The 18214-nt window shown below is 72.0% G+C and carries 10 protein-coding genes; 9 read left to right on the top strand and 1 reads right to left on the bottom strand.

The genetic code is table 11. From position 1 onward, the window contains the following. Positions 1–7 precede the first annotated feature (7 nt). The 5 genes from ACFVTC_RS20155 to ACFVTC_RS20135 all read left to right on the top strand — a co-directional run bounded on the left by ACFVTC_RS20155 (position 8) and on the right by ACFVTC_RS20135 (position 9666). Positions 8–955, top strand: coding sequence for a carbohydrate ABC transporter permease (locus ACFVTC_RS20155; RefSeq protein WP_390128754.1), 948 nt, complete (start codon positions 8–10; stop codon positions 953–955). A gap of 11 nt (positions 956–966) precedes the next feature. Beyond that, positions 967–1809 (top strand): carbohydrate ABC transporter permease, encoded by an 843-nt coding sequence (locus ACFVTC_RS20150; protein WP_390128887.1) that lies wholly within the window; start codon positions 967–969, stop codon positions 1807–1809. Positions 1810–1869: 60 nt separating this feature from the next. Continuing rightward, positions 1870–4608 carry an alpha-mannosidase gene (locus tag ACFVTC_RS20145; RefSeq protein ID WP_390128753.1) on the top strand — a complete coding sequence of 913 codons (2739 nt, stop codon included), beginning with the start codon at positions 1870–1872 and terminating at the stop codon, positions 4606–4608. Between the two features lie 108 nt (positions 4609–4716). Next, a complete protein-coding gene (locus tag ACFVTC_RS20140; RefSeq protein ID WP_390128751.1) occupies positions 4717–7698 on the top strand; it encodes a glycoside hydrolase family 2 TIM barrel-domain containing protein in 2982 nt (993 codons plus the stop codon). A 558-nt stretch (positions 7699–8256) separates the two neighbouring features. Continuing rightward, entirely contained in the window at positions 8257–9666 is a 1410-nt protein-coding gene (locus ACFVTC_RS20135) for an FG-GAP-like repeat-containing protein (protein ID WP_390128749.1), read from the top strand. A 196-nt stretch (positions 9667–9862) separates the two neighbouring features. On the opposite strand, the gene ACFVTC_RS20130 is transcribed toward ACFVTC_RS20135, so the two are convergent. Beyond that, positions 9863–11026 carry an alpha/beta hydrolase gene (locus tag ACFVTC_RS20130; protein ID WP_390128747.1) on the bottom strand — a complete coding sequence of 388 codons (1164 nt, stop codon included), beginning with the start codon at positions 11024–11026 and terminating at the stop codon, positions 9863–9865. Positions 11027–11618: 592 nt separating this feature from the next. Between ACFVTC_RS20130 and ACFVTC_RS20125 the strand changes: the two genes are divergently transcribed. The 4 genes from ACFVTC_RS20125 (at position 11619) to ACFVTC_RS20110 (ending at position 18078) form a co-directional block, all read left to right on the top strand. Beyond that, a complete protein-coding gene (locus ACFVTC_RS20125) occupies positions 11619–12305 on the top strand; it encodes a FadR/GntR family transcriptional regulator (protein WP_390128746.1) in 687 nt (228 codons plus the stop codon). Then, a complete protein-coding gene (locus tag ACFVTC_RS20120; protein WP_390128745.1) occupies positions 12302–13684 on the top strand; it encodes a hypothetical protein in 1383 nt (460 codons plus the stop codon). Before ACFVTC_RS20125 ends, ACFVTC_RS20120 begins: the two co-directional genes overlap by 4 nt. After that, entirely contained in the window at positions 13681–15516 is a 1836-nt protein-coding gene (locus ACFVTC_RS20115) for a GMC family oxidoreductase N-terminal domain-containing protein (protein ID WP_390128743.1), read from the top strand. Before ACFVTC_RS20120 ends, ACFVTC_RS20115 begins: the two co-directional genes overlap by 4 nt. Positions 15517–15720: 204 nt before the next feature. Then, entirely contained in the window at positions 15721–18078 is a 2358-nt protein-coding gene (locus ACFVTC_RS20110) for a GH92 family glycosyl hydrolase (protein ID WP_390128741.1), read from the top strand. Positions 18079–18214 lie beyond the last annotated feature (136 nt).

Below are 18214 nucleotides of genomic sequence, written 5' to 3'. Positions count from 1 at the left end.
CCAGGGAATGACTGACATCGCACCTCGCGCGACCCGCGTGGTGGCGTCTACGGGGGGCCGCCGCCGTCACCGCGGCGGCGGCCCCCGGGGCCGCACCATCGCCGCGTTCCTGACCCCGTTCTTCCTCCCGTTCGTGCTCTTCTACCTGGTCCCCGTCGGCTACGCGATCTGGCAGAGCTTCCTTGTCGTGCGCCGCACCGGAGGCCAGTACGGCACGTCGTACACGACCTTCGGCGGCTTCGAGCAGTACACGAAGGTGTTCCAGAACGACGAGTTCTGGTCCAGCATCGGACGCATCGGCCTGTTCGGCATCGTGCAGGTCCCGGTCATGCTGTTCGTCGCGCTGATCATGGCGCTGCTGCTCGACACCCCGTTGCTGAAGCTCAAGTCGTTCTTCCGCATCACGGCGTTCATGCCGTACGCCGTGCCCGGTGTCATCGCGGCGATCATGTGGTCCTATCTGTACTCGCCGCAGATCAGCCCCCTGGTCGACGGGCTGAAGAGCGTCGGTCTCCACCCCGACTTCCTCGGTCCCGGCGCCGTGCTGTGGTCGGCGGCGAACGTCTCCACGTGGCTCTGGACCGGCTACAACATGCTGATCATGTTCTCGGCACTGCAGTCGATCCCGCAGGAGCTGTACGAAGCCGCCAAGCTCGACGGCGCGAGCAACTGGGCGATCGCGTGGCAGATCAAGGTCCCGATCATCGCCCCGTCGATCATCCTCACCACGGTGTTCTCGATCATCGGCACCCTTCAGCTCTACGCCGAGCCGGCCGTCCTGCGGCAGATCTCCTCGAACATCTCCAGCACGTACACACCGAACATGCTCGCGTATGCGGTGGCCTCCGGAAACAACTACCAGCAGGCAGCAGCGATCTCCGTGGTCATCGCCGTCATCACCTTCGTCCTGAGCTTCGGTTTCATGCGACTGACCTCGAAGAAGGCCGGACTGTGAGCAACCAGAACATGATCCGCGAAAGCCGCGCCAGCCGGACCGCCGTCATGGCGCTGATGTTCCTCCTGGCGATCTACTTCCTGCTGCCGGTCTACTTCCTGATCGTCGCGGCGACGAAGCCGCAGCGCGACCTCGCCTCCACCAACGGACTCGCGTTCTCGCACTTCGACCTGTTCAACAACCTGGGCACCCTGTTCAGCCGCAGCGACGGCATCTTCGTGCAGTGGGCCCTGAACAGCGTGATCTACGCGGTGCTGGGCGCCGCCGTCGGAACCCTGATCTCCGCGCTGTGCGGCTACGCGCTCGCCAAGTTCACGTTCCGGGGCCGCGAGTTCCTGTTCTCCGTCATCCTCGGCGGCGTCCTCGTACCCACCACCGCGCTCGCGCTCCCGCTCTTCCTGCTGTTCTCCGCGACCGGGATCGTCAACACCTACCTCGCGGTGTTCCTGCCCAGCATCGTCAGCCCGTTCGGCGTCTACCTCGCCCGCATCTTCGCCTCCGCCTCCGTACCCGAGGAGATCCTCGAATCGGCGCGGCTGGACGGCGCCGGTGAGTTCCGCACCTTCTTCTCGGTGGCGATCAGGCTGATGGCGCCCTCGCTGGTGACCATCTTCCTGTTCCAGTTCGTCGCGATCTGGAACAACTTCTTCCTGCCGATGGTGATGCTGCAGAAGGAGTCGCTCTTCCCGATCACGCTCGGCCTCTACGAGTGGAACGGCCAGACCGCCCGCGCCCCGCTCCTGCAGGAATCCGTGATCACCGGCTCACTGGTCTCGATCGTGCCCGTGATCATCCTCTTCATCCTCCTCCAGCGGTTCTGGCGTACCGGACTCGCCTCCGGCGCCCTCAAGTAACCGCGCCCCCCACTCGCCTCCCCCCTCCGCGTCACCCGCCAAGAGAAGGTCGCTCGCGCTATGCAGAACTCCGCCGACTCTGCCGTTTTCGTGCCCCATTTCCACTGGGACCGGGAATGGTACGAGCCTTTCCAGGTGTTCCGGCACCGCCTCGTCACCGCCCTCGACACCGTGCTGGAGACAGCCGAGGCGAACCCTGACTTCCGGTTCACCGTCGACGGGCAGATGGCCGCGATCGAGGACTACCTGGAGATGCGCCCGGAGAACCGCGACCGCGTCGTGGCCCTGGTCGCCGGCGGTCAACTCGCCATCGGGCCCTGGCTCATCCTGCTCGACGAGTTCCTCTGCTCCGGCGAGACCATCGTGCGCAACCTGCGGATGGGCTGGGAGGCCGCGGCGGACCTCGGCGGCTCGATGCCCATCGGCTATCTGCCCGACATGTTCGGCCACGTCGCGCAGATGCCGCAGATCCTGGCGCGCGCCGGGATCGAGCACGCGGCACTGTGGCGCGGTGTGCCGGGCTCCGTCGACGGCCACGCCTTCCGCTGGCGCGCCCCCGACGGCTCCGAGGTACGCACCGAGTTCCTCTTCGACGGTTACGACAACGGCCTCGACGTCCTGCTGGTACCCGACCAGATCGGGCGCGCGCTGGGCGAGTACGCGGAGATGACGGCCGGGCGGTGGGGCGGCGACCCGCTGCTCGCGATGGCCGGCACCGACCACAACGCACCCGACCCGCAGCTCGCGGCCTGGCTGCGGCGCGCGTCGAGCGAGGAGCGCGCCATCACCATCGCGACGCTCGACGAGTACATCCGCGAGCACGTACGCGACGAGGTGTCCGCCGTCGTCACCGGTGAACTGCGCAGCCATGTACGCGGCAACATCCTCCCGGGCGTGCTCTCCGTGCGGCTCGCGCTCAAGCAGCGGATGGCCGTCGCCGAGCGCACCGTCGACCACGCCGAGCGGATGAACGCCCTGTGGTCCCAGCGGGACGACTCGCCCTTCCTCTCGCTCGCCTGGCACAAGATCATCGAGTCGTCCGCGCACGACTCGGTCGTCGGCTCCGGCACCGACGAGACCTCCGACCAGGTCGAGGCGCGGCTCGCCGAGGCAGCGCAGACCGCCCGCGCCGTCCGCGACGCCGCCCTCGCCGAGCCCGCCGCGCGGGTGCCGAGCGACGGCTACCTGGTCGCCAACCCGCTGCCCTTCCCCCGTACGGCCCTGGCCGAGGTGGACGTCGTGGCCCCGCCCGAGGGAACCGTCCTCGTCGCGACCGCCGACGACGGCTCGGCCCACGCCGTGCAGCTCGTCTCCCAGGCCCCGACCGTGCTCGCCGACGAGCGCATGGACGCCTCGCAGCTCGAACGCGTACTGCGCCGCATCCACCGCCGCGAGCTCTTCGGCCGTCTGATCGACCACTACGAACTCACCCCGGGGTCCTTGGTCTTCCACCTCGCCGAAGTGCCGAGCAGCGGACCGTTCGACCTGCTGATCCTGCGCCGCGAGGTCGCCGCCGCGGCCGCCGCGCACCCGGGGGAGTGGCGGGTGCTGACCCTGGAGGAGGCCCGCGCGACCGCGCTGGTACCCGTGGACGTCCCCGCGTCCGGGCTCACGAGCTTCCGGGTCGCGCCGAGCGACAGCGCCGCCGCGCACCCGACGGCGTCCGCCCCCGCGACGGCGACCGACCGCACCCTGTCGAACGGACTGGTCGAGGTCACGGTCGCCGCCGACGGCACCCTGGACGTGACCGGGGCCGACGGCACGGTACTTCGCGCGGTGGGCCGTCTCGTCGACGGCGGTGACCGGGGCGACAGCTACAACTACGCCCCTCCGGCACAGGACGTACTGGTGTCGGAGCCGACGGAGGTCGCCACCGAACTCCTGGAGGACGGCCCGCTGCGCTCCAGGATCCGCGTCACCCGCGTCTACGAGTGGCCCGCCGCGCTCTCCCGCGAGCGCGACGTACGCGACACCCGCACCGTGCCGACCCCGGTGGAGACCCTCGTGGAGGTGCGCGCGGGCGAACCGTTCGTGCGCGTCTCGACGTCGTTCCTGAACCAGTCCGCCGACCACCGGCTGCGCTTCCACGTGCCGCTGCCCGAGCCGGCGGCCGGGTCCGCGTCCGCCGGACAGTTCGCCGTCACCGAGCGCGGGCTCACCGCCGAGGGAGGCTGGGGCGAGTACCCGATCCCGACCTTCCCCGCGAGCGCGTTCGTGTCGGCCGGCGCCGCCAACGTCCTGCTCGACCACGCCACCGAGTACGAACTCGTCGGCGACGGCTCGGAACTCGCCGTCACGCTGCTGCGCGCGATCGGCTCGATCAGCGTCAACATCCATCCCCTGCGGGACGAGCCCGCGGCGAGCGAGATTCCCGCACCGGGCGCACAGGACCTCGGCGTGCGCGTCGAGAACCGATTCGCCGTCGTACCCTCGGCGACCGGGTGGCAGGGCGCGAACGCGGTCGCCCTCGCCGAGGAGTTCCGCAACGACGTGCTCGTCACCCGCGGGACCGCACCCGCCGAGGACCGGCTTCCGGCCGCCGCGACCGGCGTGCGTGTCGACGGCAGGGACGTCCTCGTGTCGAGCGTCCGCCGCGTCGGCGACGACGACCGCGGACCCGGCACCGAGATGCGGTTGGTGGCCATGAGCGACACGGGATCGGCCGTCCGTGTGACGGGCGCGTTCACCGAAGCCACCACGGTCGACCTGCTCGGCCGCCCGCTGTCCACGACACCGGCCGCGGACGGACTCGAACTCGCCCTCGGCCCCTGGGAGATCCGAACAGTCGTGGTCCGGTAGCCCACGACCGCGTGCGAAGAGGGCGACCAAGCCCCGATCAGCGGAGCCGGCGGACGCCGCCGGCGTTCGGACCCCCAGTCCAGTTCAGCAAGAAAGAGTTGTGACCTCGTGCCCTCCCAGAACTCCGCATACATCTCGGACACCGCCCCGGGGCGTGGCGCGCTGCGTGCGGCGCGCTCGTGGCTGCATTCCGACGCCCCCACTCGCTCGCTGAACGGGGACTGGCGGTTCCGGCTGTCACCGACGGTGCCGGTGGCGGCGGACTTCGCGGCCGAAGGCTTCGACGACGGCGACTGGGACGCCATCCCGGTGCCGTCCCACTGGGTGCTCCAGGGCGACGGAGCCTACGGCCGGCCGATCTACACGAACGTGCAGTACCCGTTCCCGATCGACCCGCCGCACGTCCCGGACGAGAACCCCACGGGCGACTACCGCCGCCACTTCGACATGCCCGCCGACTGGTCGGGGGCCGAGCGCGTCGTCCTGCGGTTCGACGGTGTGGAGTCGCTCTTCAGGCTGTGGGTCAACGGCGAGGAGATAGGCGGCGCGAGCGGCAGCAGGCTCGCCCACGAATTCGACGTGACGTCGGCCGTGCGTCCGGGCGACAACGTCGTCGCCGTGCGCGTGCACCAGTGGTCCGCGGCCAGCTATCTCGAGGACCAGGACCAGTGGTGGCTGCCGGGCATCTTCCGCGACGTCACCTTGATCGCACGGCCGGCCGGAGGCATCGAGGACGTCTGGCTGCGGGCCGGGTACGAGCGCGGGCGGGGCCGGATCGAGGCGGAGATCACCGCCGGCGCGGCCGCGTTCCCGGTCACCGTCCGCCTCCCCGAACTCGGCATCGAGCAGGTCTGGGCCACGCCGGCCGACGTGGTCCCGTTCGACGTCGGCGCGGTGGAACCCTGGTCGGCCGAGCAGCCGCGCCTGTACGACGCCACCGTGTCGAGCGCCGCGGAGAGCATCGCCCTGCGGGTCGGGTTCCGTACGGTCGAGATCCGCGGCGACCGGTTCCTCGTCAACGGCCGGCGCGTCGTGTTCCACGGGATGAACCGCCACGAGACCCACCCCGAGCGCGGCCGTGTCTTCGACGAGGAGCACGCCCGCGAGGACCTGGCCCGCATGAAGCGGTTCAACGTGAACGCGATCCGCACCAGCCACTACCCCCCGCATCCCCGACTGCTCGACCTCGCCGACGAACTCGGCTTCTGGGTCGTCCTCGAATGCGATCTGGAGACGCACGGCTTCGACAAGGTCGACTGGGCCGGCAACCCGAGCGACGACCCGGCGTGGCGCGACGCGTACCTCGACCGCATGCGGCGCACCCTCGAACGGGACAAGAACCACCCCAGCGTCGTGATCTGGTCCCTCGGCAACGAAGCGGGCACCGGCGGCAACCTGGCCGCGATGGCGGCGTGGGTCCACGCCCGCGACACCGGGCGGCCCGTGCACTACGAGGGCGACCACACCGGCGAGTACACCGACCTCTACTCGCGGATGTACGCGTCGGTGCCGGAGACCGAGCGCATCGGAAGCGACGACTCACGGTCGCCGCTGATGAACTGCACTCCCGCACAGAGCGCCCGGCAGCGCACCAAGCCGTTCCTGCTGTGCGAGTACGCCCACGCGATGGGCAACGGGCCGGGAGCGCTCGACCAGTACGAGGCGCTGGTGCACGAGCATCCCCGGCTGCACGGCGGCTTCGTCTGGGAATGGCGCGACCACGGCATCCTGACGACCACCCCCGACGGCACGCCCTACTACGCGTACGGCGGCGACTTCGGAGAGACCGTGCACGACGGCAACTTCGTGATGGACGGAATGCTCCTGAGCGACGATGTCGCGACGCCAAGTCTCCATGAGTACAAGGCGGTGGTGCAGCCGGTCCGCTTCATCTTCGACGCCGAGGCCGGCGAGGTCGCGGTCACCAACCTGCGGCACTCGGCCGACACCTCCGACCTGCGCTTCGTCTGGCGGGTCGAGCACGACGGGACACTCGTCGACTCCGGGGACATGGAGGTTCCCGTCGTCGCGGCGGGCGGGTCGGGGCGGGTGAAGCTTCCCCCGGTCACGGTGGCGCACGACGCGGAGACATGGCTCACCGTCGACGCCGTCCTGGCGGCCGACACCGCCTGGGCGGGCGCCGGGCATGTGATCGCCACCGCCCAGCTCGACCGTTCGGCGCGTCGCCCCGCGCCCGGTGTCCGACCCCGTACCGACTGGCGGCACAGCGACGGAACGCTGACCCTCGGCATCGCCGAATTCGTCGAGGGGTCCCTCGTACGGCTCGCCGGCCGGCCCGTGGCGGGCCCGCGCCTCGAACTGTTCCGCGCCCCGACCGACAACGACGAAGCCGCGTCCGAGGAGGTCGAGGAGAGCGACGCCGCCGTGCCCGGGGTCTCCCAGGCCGCACTGTGGCGTGCCGACGGCCTCGACCGGCTGACCGTACGGCAGGTGTCCGTGGAGCGCACCGCCGAAGCCCTGCGCACGATCTCCAAGGTCTCCGCCGCGAACTCCGGATCGTCGGTGACGGTGGAGACCGTCTGGTCGGTCGAGGGCGACGAACTCGAACTGCGGGTGGAGATCGAGCCCTCGCGCGGTTGGCGGACGGTGTGGCCGCGGATCGGGATCCGCTTCGACCTGCCCGACGGCACGGCGCCCGTCGACGGCGCCGAGTGGTTCGGCCTCGGACCACTGGAGTCCTACCCCGACAGCCTGCGGGCGGTACGCACCGGGCGTTTCTCCTCCGCCCTCCGCGACCTGTCCGTCGACTACGCGCGCCCCCAGGAGACCGGGCACCGCTCCCAGGTGCGACAGCTGACCCTGACGAGTGCCGGCACCGAGGTGCTGCGTCTCGCGACCGTGCCGGACACCCGAGGACGCCGCCCCGGGTTCACGCTCAGCCGCCACACCCCGCAGCAGATCGCCCGAGCCGCACACCCCTTCGAGCTGCCGGATTCGACCACGAGTCACCTGATCGTCGACGCGGCCCAGCACGGACTGGGCTCACGCGCCTGTGGACCGGACGTGTGGCCGGAGTTCGCGCTGCGCCCCGAATCCCGCACCATCAGGCTGCGCCTCTCGGTGGGCTGACGAAGGGGCGCTCGAACAGCGCGCGGACGCCACCGGCGCGGGCGACGGTGGGGCGGGACCGACACGGGCCCGCCCCCGTCGGCCGTGCCGGCGACGGGGGCCGCAACGTGATCAGGGGAGCCCGCGATCCGGAACGGGCCGCCGCCACCGCGCTGGGCACGGGATTCGTCGGATCGACGTCACCGACGACGCGTCCGTGGCCGCCGCGGCGGCCGACGTCGCCGCGCACGAAGGCGTGATCGACGTCCTCGTCGACAACGCCGCCGATCCCGGCCGCACGGCGACCGATCTCAACGGCGGCGGCCCCCCGGACCGCCACCGGAGGCACCGGCGCGATCGTCCGGCCCGTCACCCAAGGACCCTGCGCGGGCTCGGGACGCCTCATCGACCGCACAGGCCCGACCGGCCTGATCCGACTCCGGCATCACGGCCCCGTCAGGTGAACCCGGGGTGAAGTGACGGCGTACACCCCGTACAACCCTTCGCGCCCCTTGCGGGTCAAGGTGGTTGCCGAGTGTGCGCGAAGCACGGCCCACCCTCCAGCCCAAGGGGTTCACCTTGTCCTCTCGAAGATTCCACCGGTCCGCCGCCACCGCGGCCGCGGCCGTCGTCGTCGCCGTGACGGGCGCGAGTCCCGCGGTGTCCTACGGCGAAGCGGCCTTCTCCGGCGCTCCCGCGGCCGGTGCCGCGGGCTCCGTGCGGGCCGACTTCGACGGTGACGGATACACCGACTTCGCGATCGCCGCTCCGGGCGGCACCGTGAACGGCAGGTCCGGAGCCGGATACTTCACCGTCGTCTACGGCATGGCCGACGGCCCCAGGGGCGTCAAACGCCAGGTGATCAGCCAGGACCGCTACGGGATACCCGGTACGGCGGAGACGGGTGACCACTTCGGCAGCGACCTCACGGCGGCCGACCTGGACGGCGACGGCTTCACCGACCTCGTCGTCGGAGCCCCGGGCGAGGACATCGGCGGCGTGCGGGACGCCGGGCGGCACACGGTCCTGTGGGGAAGCGTGGGCGGGCTCATCGACGCCTCCGTCATCGGCGAGGGCCGGTCGGAGACCAGGGCCGGTGACTTCGACGGGGACGGGCATCTCGATCTGGCGACGACCGACCGCATGCGCTACGGGCCCTTCGGCCGCACGGGCGAAGCGGCTCGCACCGGGCCGCTCGTGGACCTGGACGCCCGGCTCTACGGGATGGCGGCGGGCGATGTGGACGGCGACGGCAGGACGGACCTGGTCGTCAGCAGCGGTCCGCGGGACCCGGTCGCCGGGGGCAAGGTCCCGCCGCCGCATCTGCAACTCCTCCGGGGCACCAGGAACGGCCTGGTGGCGGGGCCGGTCATCGCCTCCCCCGACACCGTGTCCGCGGACAGCATCGCCCTCGGCGACGTCAACGGCGACGGTCGCCAGGACGTCGTCTTCGGCCGCAGCACGGCGGCGGGCGGCGGTCTCGTGGGTGTGGTGCGGGGCACGCCGAGCGGGCTCGCGTCGCGGGCCACGCTGATCGGCCAGAACACCGCCGGTGTCCCTGGGACGGGGGAGAGCGGCGACGGTTTCGGCACCGGTGTCTCGGTCGGCGACGTCACCGGCGACGGGTACGCGGACGTCGTCGCGGGGATCCCCGGCGAGGACCTCGCCGGCCGGACCGACGGAGGCACCTTCGCCGTCCTCAAGGGAAGCGCGTCGGGTCTCACCGGGACCGGCGCCCAGGTCTTCAGCCAGAACACGGCCGGTGTGCCCGGTAGCGTCGAGAACGGTGACCGGTTCGGCAGCCGCACCGCCGTCGTCGGCCGGTACGTCGTCGTCTCGGCGCCGCGGGAGAACACCGGTTCCGGCGCGGTGTGGGTCTTCGCCACCAACGCCTCAGGGGTCACCGCGACCGGGTCGGTGAGCTTCGGACCGGGCACACTCGCCGCCCCCGTGCCCGGCGCGCTCCTCGGCTCCGCCTTCCATCACTAAGACAAATACACGGATACGACGAGGCGTCCGATCGCGACCCGCCGCTGTAAGGACGCACGGGTCGCCCCCGGTCGCGGAACGCTCGCGGTGCGGAGCCCCGCACCCGGGGCGCCTTCGACGCCGGTGGCGCACCCGCCGGGGAGCCGGAGGGCGCGCCGGCCACGTCCGCGGGACCACGGGGACGACGGGGGTTCGGCTACTTGCCGGTGCCGGTGCCGGTGCCGGCAGGCGCGTACAGCGCGTCGTGCAGCGTCGCGCCGGCCTGGGCGACGGCCTCCTTGGCGGCCTCGGTGCCCGCCAGCGCGTTGAGCATCATGAAGTCGTGGGTGACGCCGCCGTGGTGGGACGAGGTGACCGGCACACCGGCCGAGCGCAGCTTGGCGGCGTAGGCGTCGGCCGCGTCGAGCAGCACATCGGAATCGGTGATCATCAGGGCGGGCGGCAGTCCGCGCAGCTGGTCGACGGTGGCCCGCAGCGGGGAGGCCAACGGGTTGCCGCGATCGGCCGCGCGCGGCGCGTAGGCGTCCCAGAACCACTTCATGGCCGGCCGGGTGAGCCAGCAGTTCTCGGCGAAACGGTTGTAGGAGGCCGTGCCGAAGTCGGCGTCCGTGACGGGGTAGAGCATGACCTGCTGCCGGAAGTGCGGGCCGCCGCGCTGCTTGGCCATCAGGGTGACAGCCGCGGTCATGTCTCCGCCCACCGAGTCGCCGGCGACCGCCAGGCGGCTGCTGTCCACGCCGATCTCCCGGCCGTGACCGGCCAGCCACTTGGCGACGGCGTAGGCCTGCTCGACCGGTACCGGGAACTGGGCCTCGGGGGAGGGGGTGTAGTCGACGAAGACGACAGCGGCGTGGGCACCGTCGGCCAGCTGCCGGACCAGGCGTTCGTGGGTCGTGAAGTTGCCCAGGACCCATCCGCCGCCATGGATGTAGACGATGCCGGGCAGGTCGCCCTTGACCCCGTCGGGACGGACGACGTGAACGGAGACCGGGCCGGTCGGGCCGCCGGGCACGGTCCGCTCGCTGATGCGCGCGGGCAGCATGTCCACCGGCCCCGCCTGCAGCTTGTTCAGCACTTCGCGGGCGGCGTTGTACGACATCTCGTACAGTGGAGGGCCGCCGGCTGCCGCCAGCCCGTCGAGGAAGTCCTGGTCGGTCTTCTCGAGCGTCACCGGCGGTGTGCCGCAGGCGACGTACTTGGCCTTCATCTGGTCGCCCACGGCGGCCGTCAGCGTCGTGCTCTTGTCGGAGGCGCGATCGCCGCCGCAGGCGCTCAGCGCAGCGCCGGCGGTGGCCAGGAGGGCGACCAGGACGCAGACGCGGGTCCTGCGGGATATCGGCCGTCGTTGCGAGGCTGTCATGTGTGCGGATTCCCAACGTGATCGTAGGTTCCCCCAGGTCAGCCTGTTCGCTTCGACGGTCACCGACCAGCCGGGTTAGGCCGCCGGAGTGTCCTGCGGCGAGGGGCGCCGGAGGGTGCGTCCGGCGGGTGACCGGCTCCGGCGCCGTCGACCTGTCCAGGACGGAGCCCTGCGACCGGAGGTGGCGGACACCGGTGACGTACGGCGTGCCGCCGTCGGCCGGGCCTGTCCGGGGTCGGCGGCGACGGTCCGGGGCCGGGGGCGACGGTCCGGGGCCGGGGGCGACGGTCCGGGCGGGGCCGGGTCGGCGGGGCCGGTCCCGGCCGGTGGGAGGCCGTCGCCCTGGATACGGGCGGGGACACGCGCCGGCCTCGTGGCGCACCGCCCTCGCCGCACGGGGACCGCGCCCCCGTCACGCCCTCCACGGGCCGGTCGGCCCGCCAACTCCGCGGCCACGGAGTGCACATGAAGCGGCGTTCCGAGGCACGCAGGTCAACGGCACCGTGCCACGATGGGGGTTGACCCGCAGCGCACTCCACTGGTTCAGTGGCTCAGCCACTGAACGAATCGGGCACTCACCGGAGGAGGAACCGTGGAGGCGCTGCCCCGCGAGACCATCGTGGACGTCCTGGAGGGGCGACTGCGCACCGACATACTCGACGGCCGTCACCCGGCCGGGAGTTACCTGCCACCGGAGCGCCAGCTCGCCGACGGTTACGGAGTCACCCGCACCACGCTCAAGCACGCCTTCGGGCGGCTCGTCCAGGCCGGCCTGCTCGAAACCCGGCACGGTGTCGGGACCCGGGTGCGCGACTACGCGCGGCTGGGCGGAGCGGATCTGCTGCCCATGCTCGTCCGGCACGACGCGAAATGGGTCCGCGAGATCTTCGAAGTGCGGCGCAGCATCGGCGCGTTGATCGCCGAGCGGGCCGCGACGCGCGCCACTCGGGCCCAGCGGGCGGAGCTTCGCACGCTTCTGGAAGCCGTACGAGAGGCGGAGGGCGCCGACGCGGTGCAGCTCGCCGACCTCGAAGTGCACCGAGCCCTCGCCAGGGCGACCGGAAACCGCGTCTACGTCCTGCTGACGAACACGCTGTTCAACGCCTACCTGCCCGTCCGTTCCCTGCTCAGGGCCCCCTTCACCGACCCCGCGGCGGCCCATGAACGGCTGTCCCCCGTAGTGGAGGCGGTGCTGGCCACGGATGCTCCCGGGGCACACGCGGCAGCCGACGCCTACCTCGCGGCCACCGAGCGCATCATGCTGGACAACCTCGCATGAGGGGCACCGTGTTCACCGAGACGATGCTCGGCACGGTGCGGCTCGACACGGACCCTCGGGAGCGCCGCATACGTCTCGACCTGCGCGCCGAGACCGAGGAGGTGCTGCGCCCGCACCGTACGACGCGGGCCCGCCTGACCGGCCGGGTCCGGATCACCGGTCTCGCCGACGCGCCCTGCGAGGACGGCGAGTTGGAGATCTCACCGCTGGCCCGGCGGCGGATCCGCTACCGGCTCACCTTCACCGCCGACGGCCGCACCCTCGTACTGGACGGCTGGAAGTCCGTCACGGCACGCTGCCCGGTCGCGTCGATGACCGTCCTGCCGGTCACGCTGTACGAGGACGGTACGCGGGTCGGCGAAGGCGTCCTGCGGTTCCCCCTCGCGACCGGGCTGGCGCCGTTCCTCCTCAGCTTCCGCTTCCCCCGCCGCGAGGACCACGCCGAGCACTTCGCACCGCGCTGGAACGGCACACCGGGCCGCACCGAGGTCTGGTACACCACGCTGACCGACCCGGCGAGCGGCACCGGCGTATGGCTGCACCACGAGGTGACCGCGCCCGCCGACGGCTCGGAGGCGTTCGCCCACGGATGGGTCGCGGCGTTCCCCCGCGAGGGAGAGGTGCGGCACGCCCGCTTCGGGCCCGTCCCCTGGACCCGGCCGACGGACGGATTCGAGGGAGGCTCCGTCACCGCCGCTCCCGGACAACTGGCGGGCAGCGCCGACGACTTCCAGTGGAAGATCACCGAACGCCCGCAGGGGGCGAGCCTGTTCACCTTTCCGCGCTGGTCCTGGCGCCGGCCGCTGCTCCCCGCCGCCCAGATGCTGCCGGCCGCGCGGGCCACCTACGACGGCGTGTTCTCGTACGGGCAGGACACCTTGACCCTGCGCGGCGCACCCGGCGCCTCCGCCCGCATCTACGGGCACGGCAACGCGCACCGGTGGACGTGGCTGCACGCGGATCTGGGCGGCGGCGACGTCCTGGAGATCGTCGCGGCCGTGTCCACCAGGCCCGGTCTGCGACGGCTTCCCCCGCTCGTCTTCCTGCGCCTGCGCCGGGGAGACCGGACCTGGCCACGACGGGCGGAGCGGTCCGCCATCGGCTGGCTGGGCCTCGGACGGTTCCGCGCCGGATTCGGGCTGCCGCGATGGACGGTGACCGGCCGGACAGCGCTGCGCCGCATCCGGGTCGAGGTCGAACAGCCCGCCGAGCGGACCCTCACCCTGGAGTACCGCGACCCGGACGGTGCCCGCGCGGTGTGCCGCAACAGCGAGTCCGCCGACGCCCGTGTCGTACTGGAACGCTGGTGGGGCCGCTGGCGCCCCGAGCAGTCCTGGGTGCTGGACGGCACCGCGCACGCCGAGGCGGGCGAGCGATGACCGCCGAGGGACTCATCGCCGCGCTGCTCGCCGACGACGGCGAGCAGGACTGGCCCGCCCGCGTGCCGCGCCGCCTCGACACGGTGCTCGCCGCGCTGCCCCGCCCGGCCAGGGCCGGGGTGCACACCGCCGTCGCGGCCGTGGAGACGTACGCCCTGCTGCGCACCGGCAGGCGGCTGGCCGTACTCGGCCCCGACGAACGCGAGGGCGTGCTGCGGTCGCTCGGCGCACACCCGCGTCTCGTGCCCCTGCTGGACGTCCTCAAGGTGCCGGTCCTGCTGGCCGCGGGCACCGAACGCGGGCCGGCCGTGCCGGTTCCCGTGTCTGCTCCGCAGGATCCTCCCCTCGACTGCACTCCGGCGCACGCCTGGCCCGCGCGCTCGACCGCCGACGTGGTGGTCATCGGGTCCGGAGCGGGCGGCGCCGTGGCCGCGCGGACCTTCGCGCGCGCCGGGATGAGCGTCGTCGTCCTGGAGGAGGGCGAGCACCACTCGACGGCATCCTTCGGACGCCGGGCGCCGCTCGACCGTTTCACCGAGCTGTACCGGGACGGCGGTGCCACCGCGGCGCTGGGCAACCCACCCCTCCTGCTGCCGGTCGGCCGCGCGGTGGGCGGCACCACCGTGGTCAACTCCGGTACCTGCTACCGGACCCCGGAGCATGTGCTGGCCCGGTGGCGCCGTGTGTACGGATTCGGTCTCGCGGAGGGCCTCAAAACCCGTCTCGACGAGGTCGAGCGCACCCTCCGCGTGGCCACCCAACCCCTCGACGTACTGGGGAACAACGGCCTGCTGGCGCTCGCCGGCGCCGAACGGCTCGGCTGGCGGGCCGGTGCGCTGCGGCGCAACGCCCCCGGCTGCAAGGGCTCGTGCCAATGCGTGGTCGGTTGCCCCACCGGCGCCAAGCAGAGCGTGCAGCTGTCCGTCCTGCCCGCCGCGTGCGCCGCCGGAGCCCGCATCGTCACCGGTGCGCGGGTCCGGCGTATCCTCCTCGACGCCGACGGGCCGGGAATCCCGCGCGCGGCCGGCGTACGGGCGCGGCGGCCGGACGGCAGCGAACTGGAGATCCTCAGCCCGCTCGTCGTGACCGCGGCCGGCGCGCTGGGGACCCCGCCGCTGCTGCGCCGCTCCGGACTCGCCGGACACCCGCGGCTCGGCCGCAACCTCAGCGTGCACCCGGCCACCAGCGTCGCGGGACGCTTCGCCGAGCCGGTCACCGCCTGGCGGGGCGTCCTGCAGAGCGCCGGAATCGAGGAACTGCACGACCAGGGCATCCTCATCGAGGCGACCGCGAGCCCGCCCGGCATGGGAAGTTTCGTCCTCCCCGGTCTCGGACGCGAGTTGCGGCGTGAACTGGAGGACGCGGAGCGCCTCGCGACCCTCGGCAGCATGATCGCGGACCGCCCCTCCGGGTGGGTCCGGGGCCGGGACCGTACCCTCGTCCGCTACGACCTGGACCCCCGCGACGGGGCGCGACTGATGACGGCCGTGCGCGCCATGGGCCGGGTACTCTTCGCCGCCGGCGCCGAGGAGGTCCTCACCGGCGTCCCCTCCGCCCCGCGCGCCCGCTCGCTGGCCGAACTCGACGAACTGCTCACCCGGGTGTCCGCGCGGAATCTGCATCTCTCGGCGTTCCACCCGACCGGCACGGCCGCCGCGGGCGGCGACCCGCAGCGCGCCCCCGTCGACCCCGAGGGCCGGCTCCGCGGCGCCCAGGGGATCCTCGTCGTGGACGGCTCGGTCCTGCCCGGCTGCCCCGAGGTCAATCCGCAGCTGAGCATCATGGCGGTGGCTCTGGCGATTTCGGAGAACTGGCTGGAGACAACGGGCTGAACACTCCGACGCCGTGACCGGTCGGCGCGGCGCGTGGGCGGCGGACCCGGCGGGCAACGGCACACGGGGATGACCCGGTTGGCGTCGCGACACATGAACTGCCCACCGGTCCGGCGCACTTGACGATTACGTGTACACGACGAAGAATGATCGCGCTCCATGCTTTGACAACGTTGTCCAGGCTTTGAGGAGGCGTTCCCGCCCATGAGATGGACTCAACGGCTGCGCGGCGCGGGGATGGCGGTGGCGACCGCCATGCTCCTCGGCAGCTCCCTGGCGGTTCCGGCGGCCCGCGCGGCCGCCCCGCCGAGCTCCCCGCTCACCGATCTGGTCAATCCGTTCATCGGAACGGAGAACGAGGGCAACACCTACCCCGGTGCCGCCGTGCCCTTCGGCATGGTGCAGTTCTCGCCGGACACCGGCCACAACACCGGCTACGACTTCTCGCAGAACCACATCCGGGGCTTCTCCCTCGTCCACCTCTCGGGCGTCGGCTGCGGCCTCGGAGGCGACCTGCCCGTGCTGCCGACCACGGGTGACGTCACCGAGACGGACTACGCCAAGTACGAAGCGGAGTTCAGTCATGACAGCGAGCGGGCCACCCCCGGCTCCTACCGGGTCGGTCTGAAGACCGGCATCGAGGCCGAACTCACCGCGACCGCCCGCACCGGTGTGCAGCGCTACACCTTCCCGGCCACGGACAAGGCCAACGTCCTGCTCAACGCCGGGCAGTCACTGCACAGGACGATCTCCACCAAGGTCGAGATCCTCGACAGCCGCACGGTGCGCACCGCCATCACCGGCAGCGGCTTCTGCCAGGACACCAAGCCCTACACCGTCTACACGGTCACCCGTTTCGACCGTCCGTTCACCACCTCGGGCACCTGGAACGGCGACAGCGTCACCGAGGGTTCCAAGGAGTCCGTGAGCACGGGACGGGGCGGCGCCTTCGTCCGCTTCGACACGACCAAGGACCGGACGGTCGAGGCGACCACCGCGCTCTCGTACGTGGACGCGCGCGGCGCCGCCCTCAACCTCCGCTCCGAGGGGGGCCGTTCGTTCGACTCCGTCCGGCGTGCGGCGCACCGCGCGTGGGAAGCCCGGCTGGGTACCGTACGGGCGCTGGGCGGCGGTGACACTCTGCGCCGCACGTTCTACTCGTCGCTCTACCGGTCCTTCCTCGCACCCAACATCGGCAGCGACGCCGACGGCCGCTACACCGGCTGGGACCAGCGGATCCACCGCGCACAGGGCTTCACCTACTACCAGAACTGGTCCCTGTGGGACACCTATCGCACCCAGTCCCAACTGCTCTCCCTGCTCGCGCCGCGTGAGGCCCGGGACATGGCGATCTCCGTCATCAAGATCGACGAGGACAGCGGCTGGCTGCCCAAGTGGGGTTACGGAACGGTCGAGACGAACATCATGACCGGTGACCCGGTCACCCCGTTCCTGACCAACGCCTACCAGCAGGGACTGCTCAAGGGGGCCGGCGGATACGAGGAGCGGGCCTACCGCGCCCTGAAGAGGAACGCCGACGGGGTGCCGCCCGCCGACTCGCCCGCGGTGGGCCGCGAGGCCAACAAGGAGTACCTCGCGAACGGCTTCGCGCCCTACGTCAAGGACCGACCGCACGCGAAGCCCGGTGACTCGGACTACGACCACGGAGCCTCCGCGACCCTGGAGTACGCGCTGTCCGACGCCATGCTCGGCGCGATGGCACGGGATCTGGGCCATGACGCGGACGCGGCACGCTATGCCGCACGGTCCCGGAACTACCGGAAGATCTTCGACGCCTCGACCGGTTTCTTCCGCGCGCGGGACGCCTCCGGCGCCTTCACCGGACCGGCGGACCCGGCCCTGAGCGAGGGCTTCCACGAAGGTACGGCCTGGCAGTACCAGTGGCTCGTGCCGCAGGACCTGCCCGGCATGGTCGACCTGATCGGCGGCACGCGGGCGGCCAACGACCGCCTCGACTCGTTCTTCGCGTACGACCAGTTGGTGAAGGACCCGGCGAAGACGGCCCGCGAGGTGTGGGTCAACGGCCCGTACGACTACTACAACGCGGACAAGTACAACCCGCAGAACGAGCCCGACCTCATCGCCCCGTACACGTATCTGTCGACCGGACAGCCCTGGAAGACGACCGACGTGGTGCACGCCGCGCTGACGCTGTTCACGGACGCGCCGACCGGCATGACCGGCAACGACGACCTCGGCACGATGTCCGCGTGGAACGTGCTCTCGTCCATCGGGATCTTCCCGGTGCAGCCCGGTTACGACACCTGGGGCCTGTCGACACCGGTCTTCGAGCGGGTCGACCTGACGCTCGACCGGCGCTACTACCCGCGCGGCACGCTGACCGTGAGCGCGCCGGGCAGTTCGGACCGCGACCGCTACATCCGGTCGGCGCGGGTGGACGGCTCCTCCTACGGCCGTACGTATCTGACGACCGAGTCGCTCCGGCACCTGCGGTCGCTCTCCTTCACGGTCGGCGCCGAACCGTCCGCGTGGGGGACGTCCCCCGACGCGGCCCCGCCCGCTGTGCAGCCCGCGGGGTGAGCCGGCACATGGCACGAGTCCGAGGGTGAGGACCGCGGCACCCGTCCACGCGCCGGTCGACGACGCGCGGGGCGGGTGCCGCGACCGTGTTCACGGACCGGGCGGCGGCCCGGTCCGTGACGGGGCGACGCGCCGG

It is taken from the genome of Streptomyces sp. NPDC057950 (genome assembly GCF_042887295.1).
GTDB classification, from domain to species: Bacteria; Actinomycetota; Actinomycetes; order Streptomycetales; family Streptomycetaceae; genus Streptomyces; species Streptomyces kaempferi.
This window is presented reverse-complemented; position numbering and strand designations above follow the sequence as displayed.

Excerpts from the sequence above, each read along its gene's own strand:
- ACFVTC_RS20115 (WP_390128743.1), top strand. The coding sequence starts at position 13,681 with ATGACCGCCGAGGGACTCATCGCCGCGCTGCTCGCCGACGACGGCGAG.
- ACFVTC_RS20150 (WP_390128887.1), top strand. The coding sequence starts at position 967 with ATGATCCGCGAAAGCCGCGCCAGCCGGACCGCCGTCATGGCGCTGATG.
- ACFVTC_RS20155 (WP_390128754.1), top strand. The coding sequence starts at position 8 with ATGACTGACATCGCACCTCGCGCGACCCGCGTGGTGGCGTCTACGGGG.
- ACFVTC_RS20145 (WP_390128753.1), top strand. The coding sequence starts at position 1,870 with ATGCAGAACTCCGCCGACTCTGCCGTTTTCGTGCCCCATTTCCACTGG.
- ACFVTC_RS20120 (WP_390128745.1), top strand. The coding sequence starts at position 12,302 with ATGAGGGGCACCGTGTTCACCGAGACGATGCTCGGCACGGTGCGGCTC.
- ACFVTC_RS20110 (WP_390128741.1), top strand. The coding sequence starts at position 15,721 with ATGAGATGGACTCAACGGCTGCGCGGCGCGGGGATGGCGGTGGCGACC.
- ACFVTC_RS20130 (WP_390128747.1), bottom strand. The coding sequence starts at position 11,026 with ATGACAGCCTCGCAACGACGGCCGATATCCCGCAGGACCCGCGTCTGC.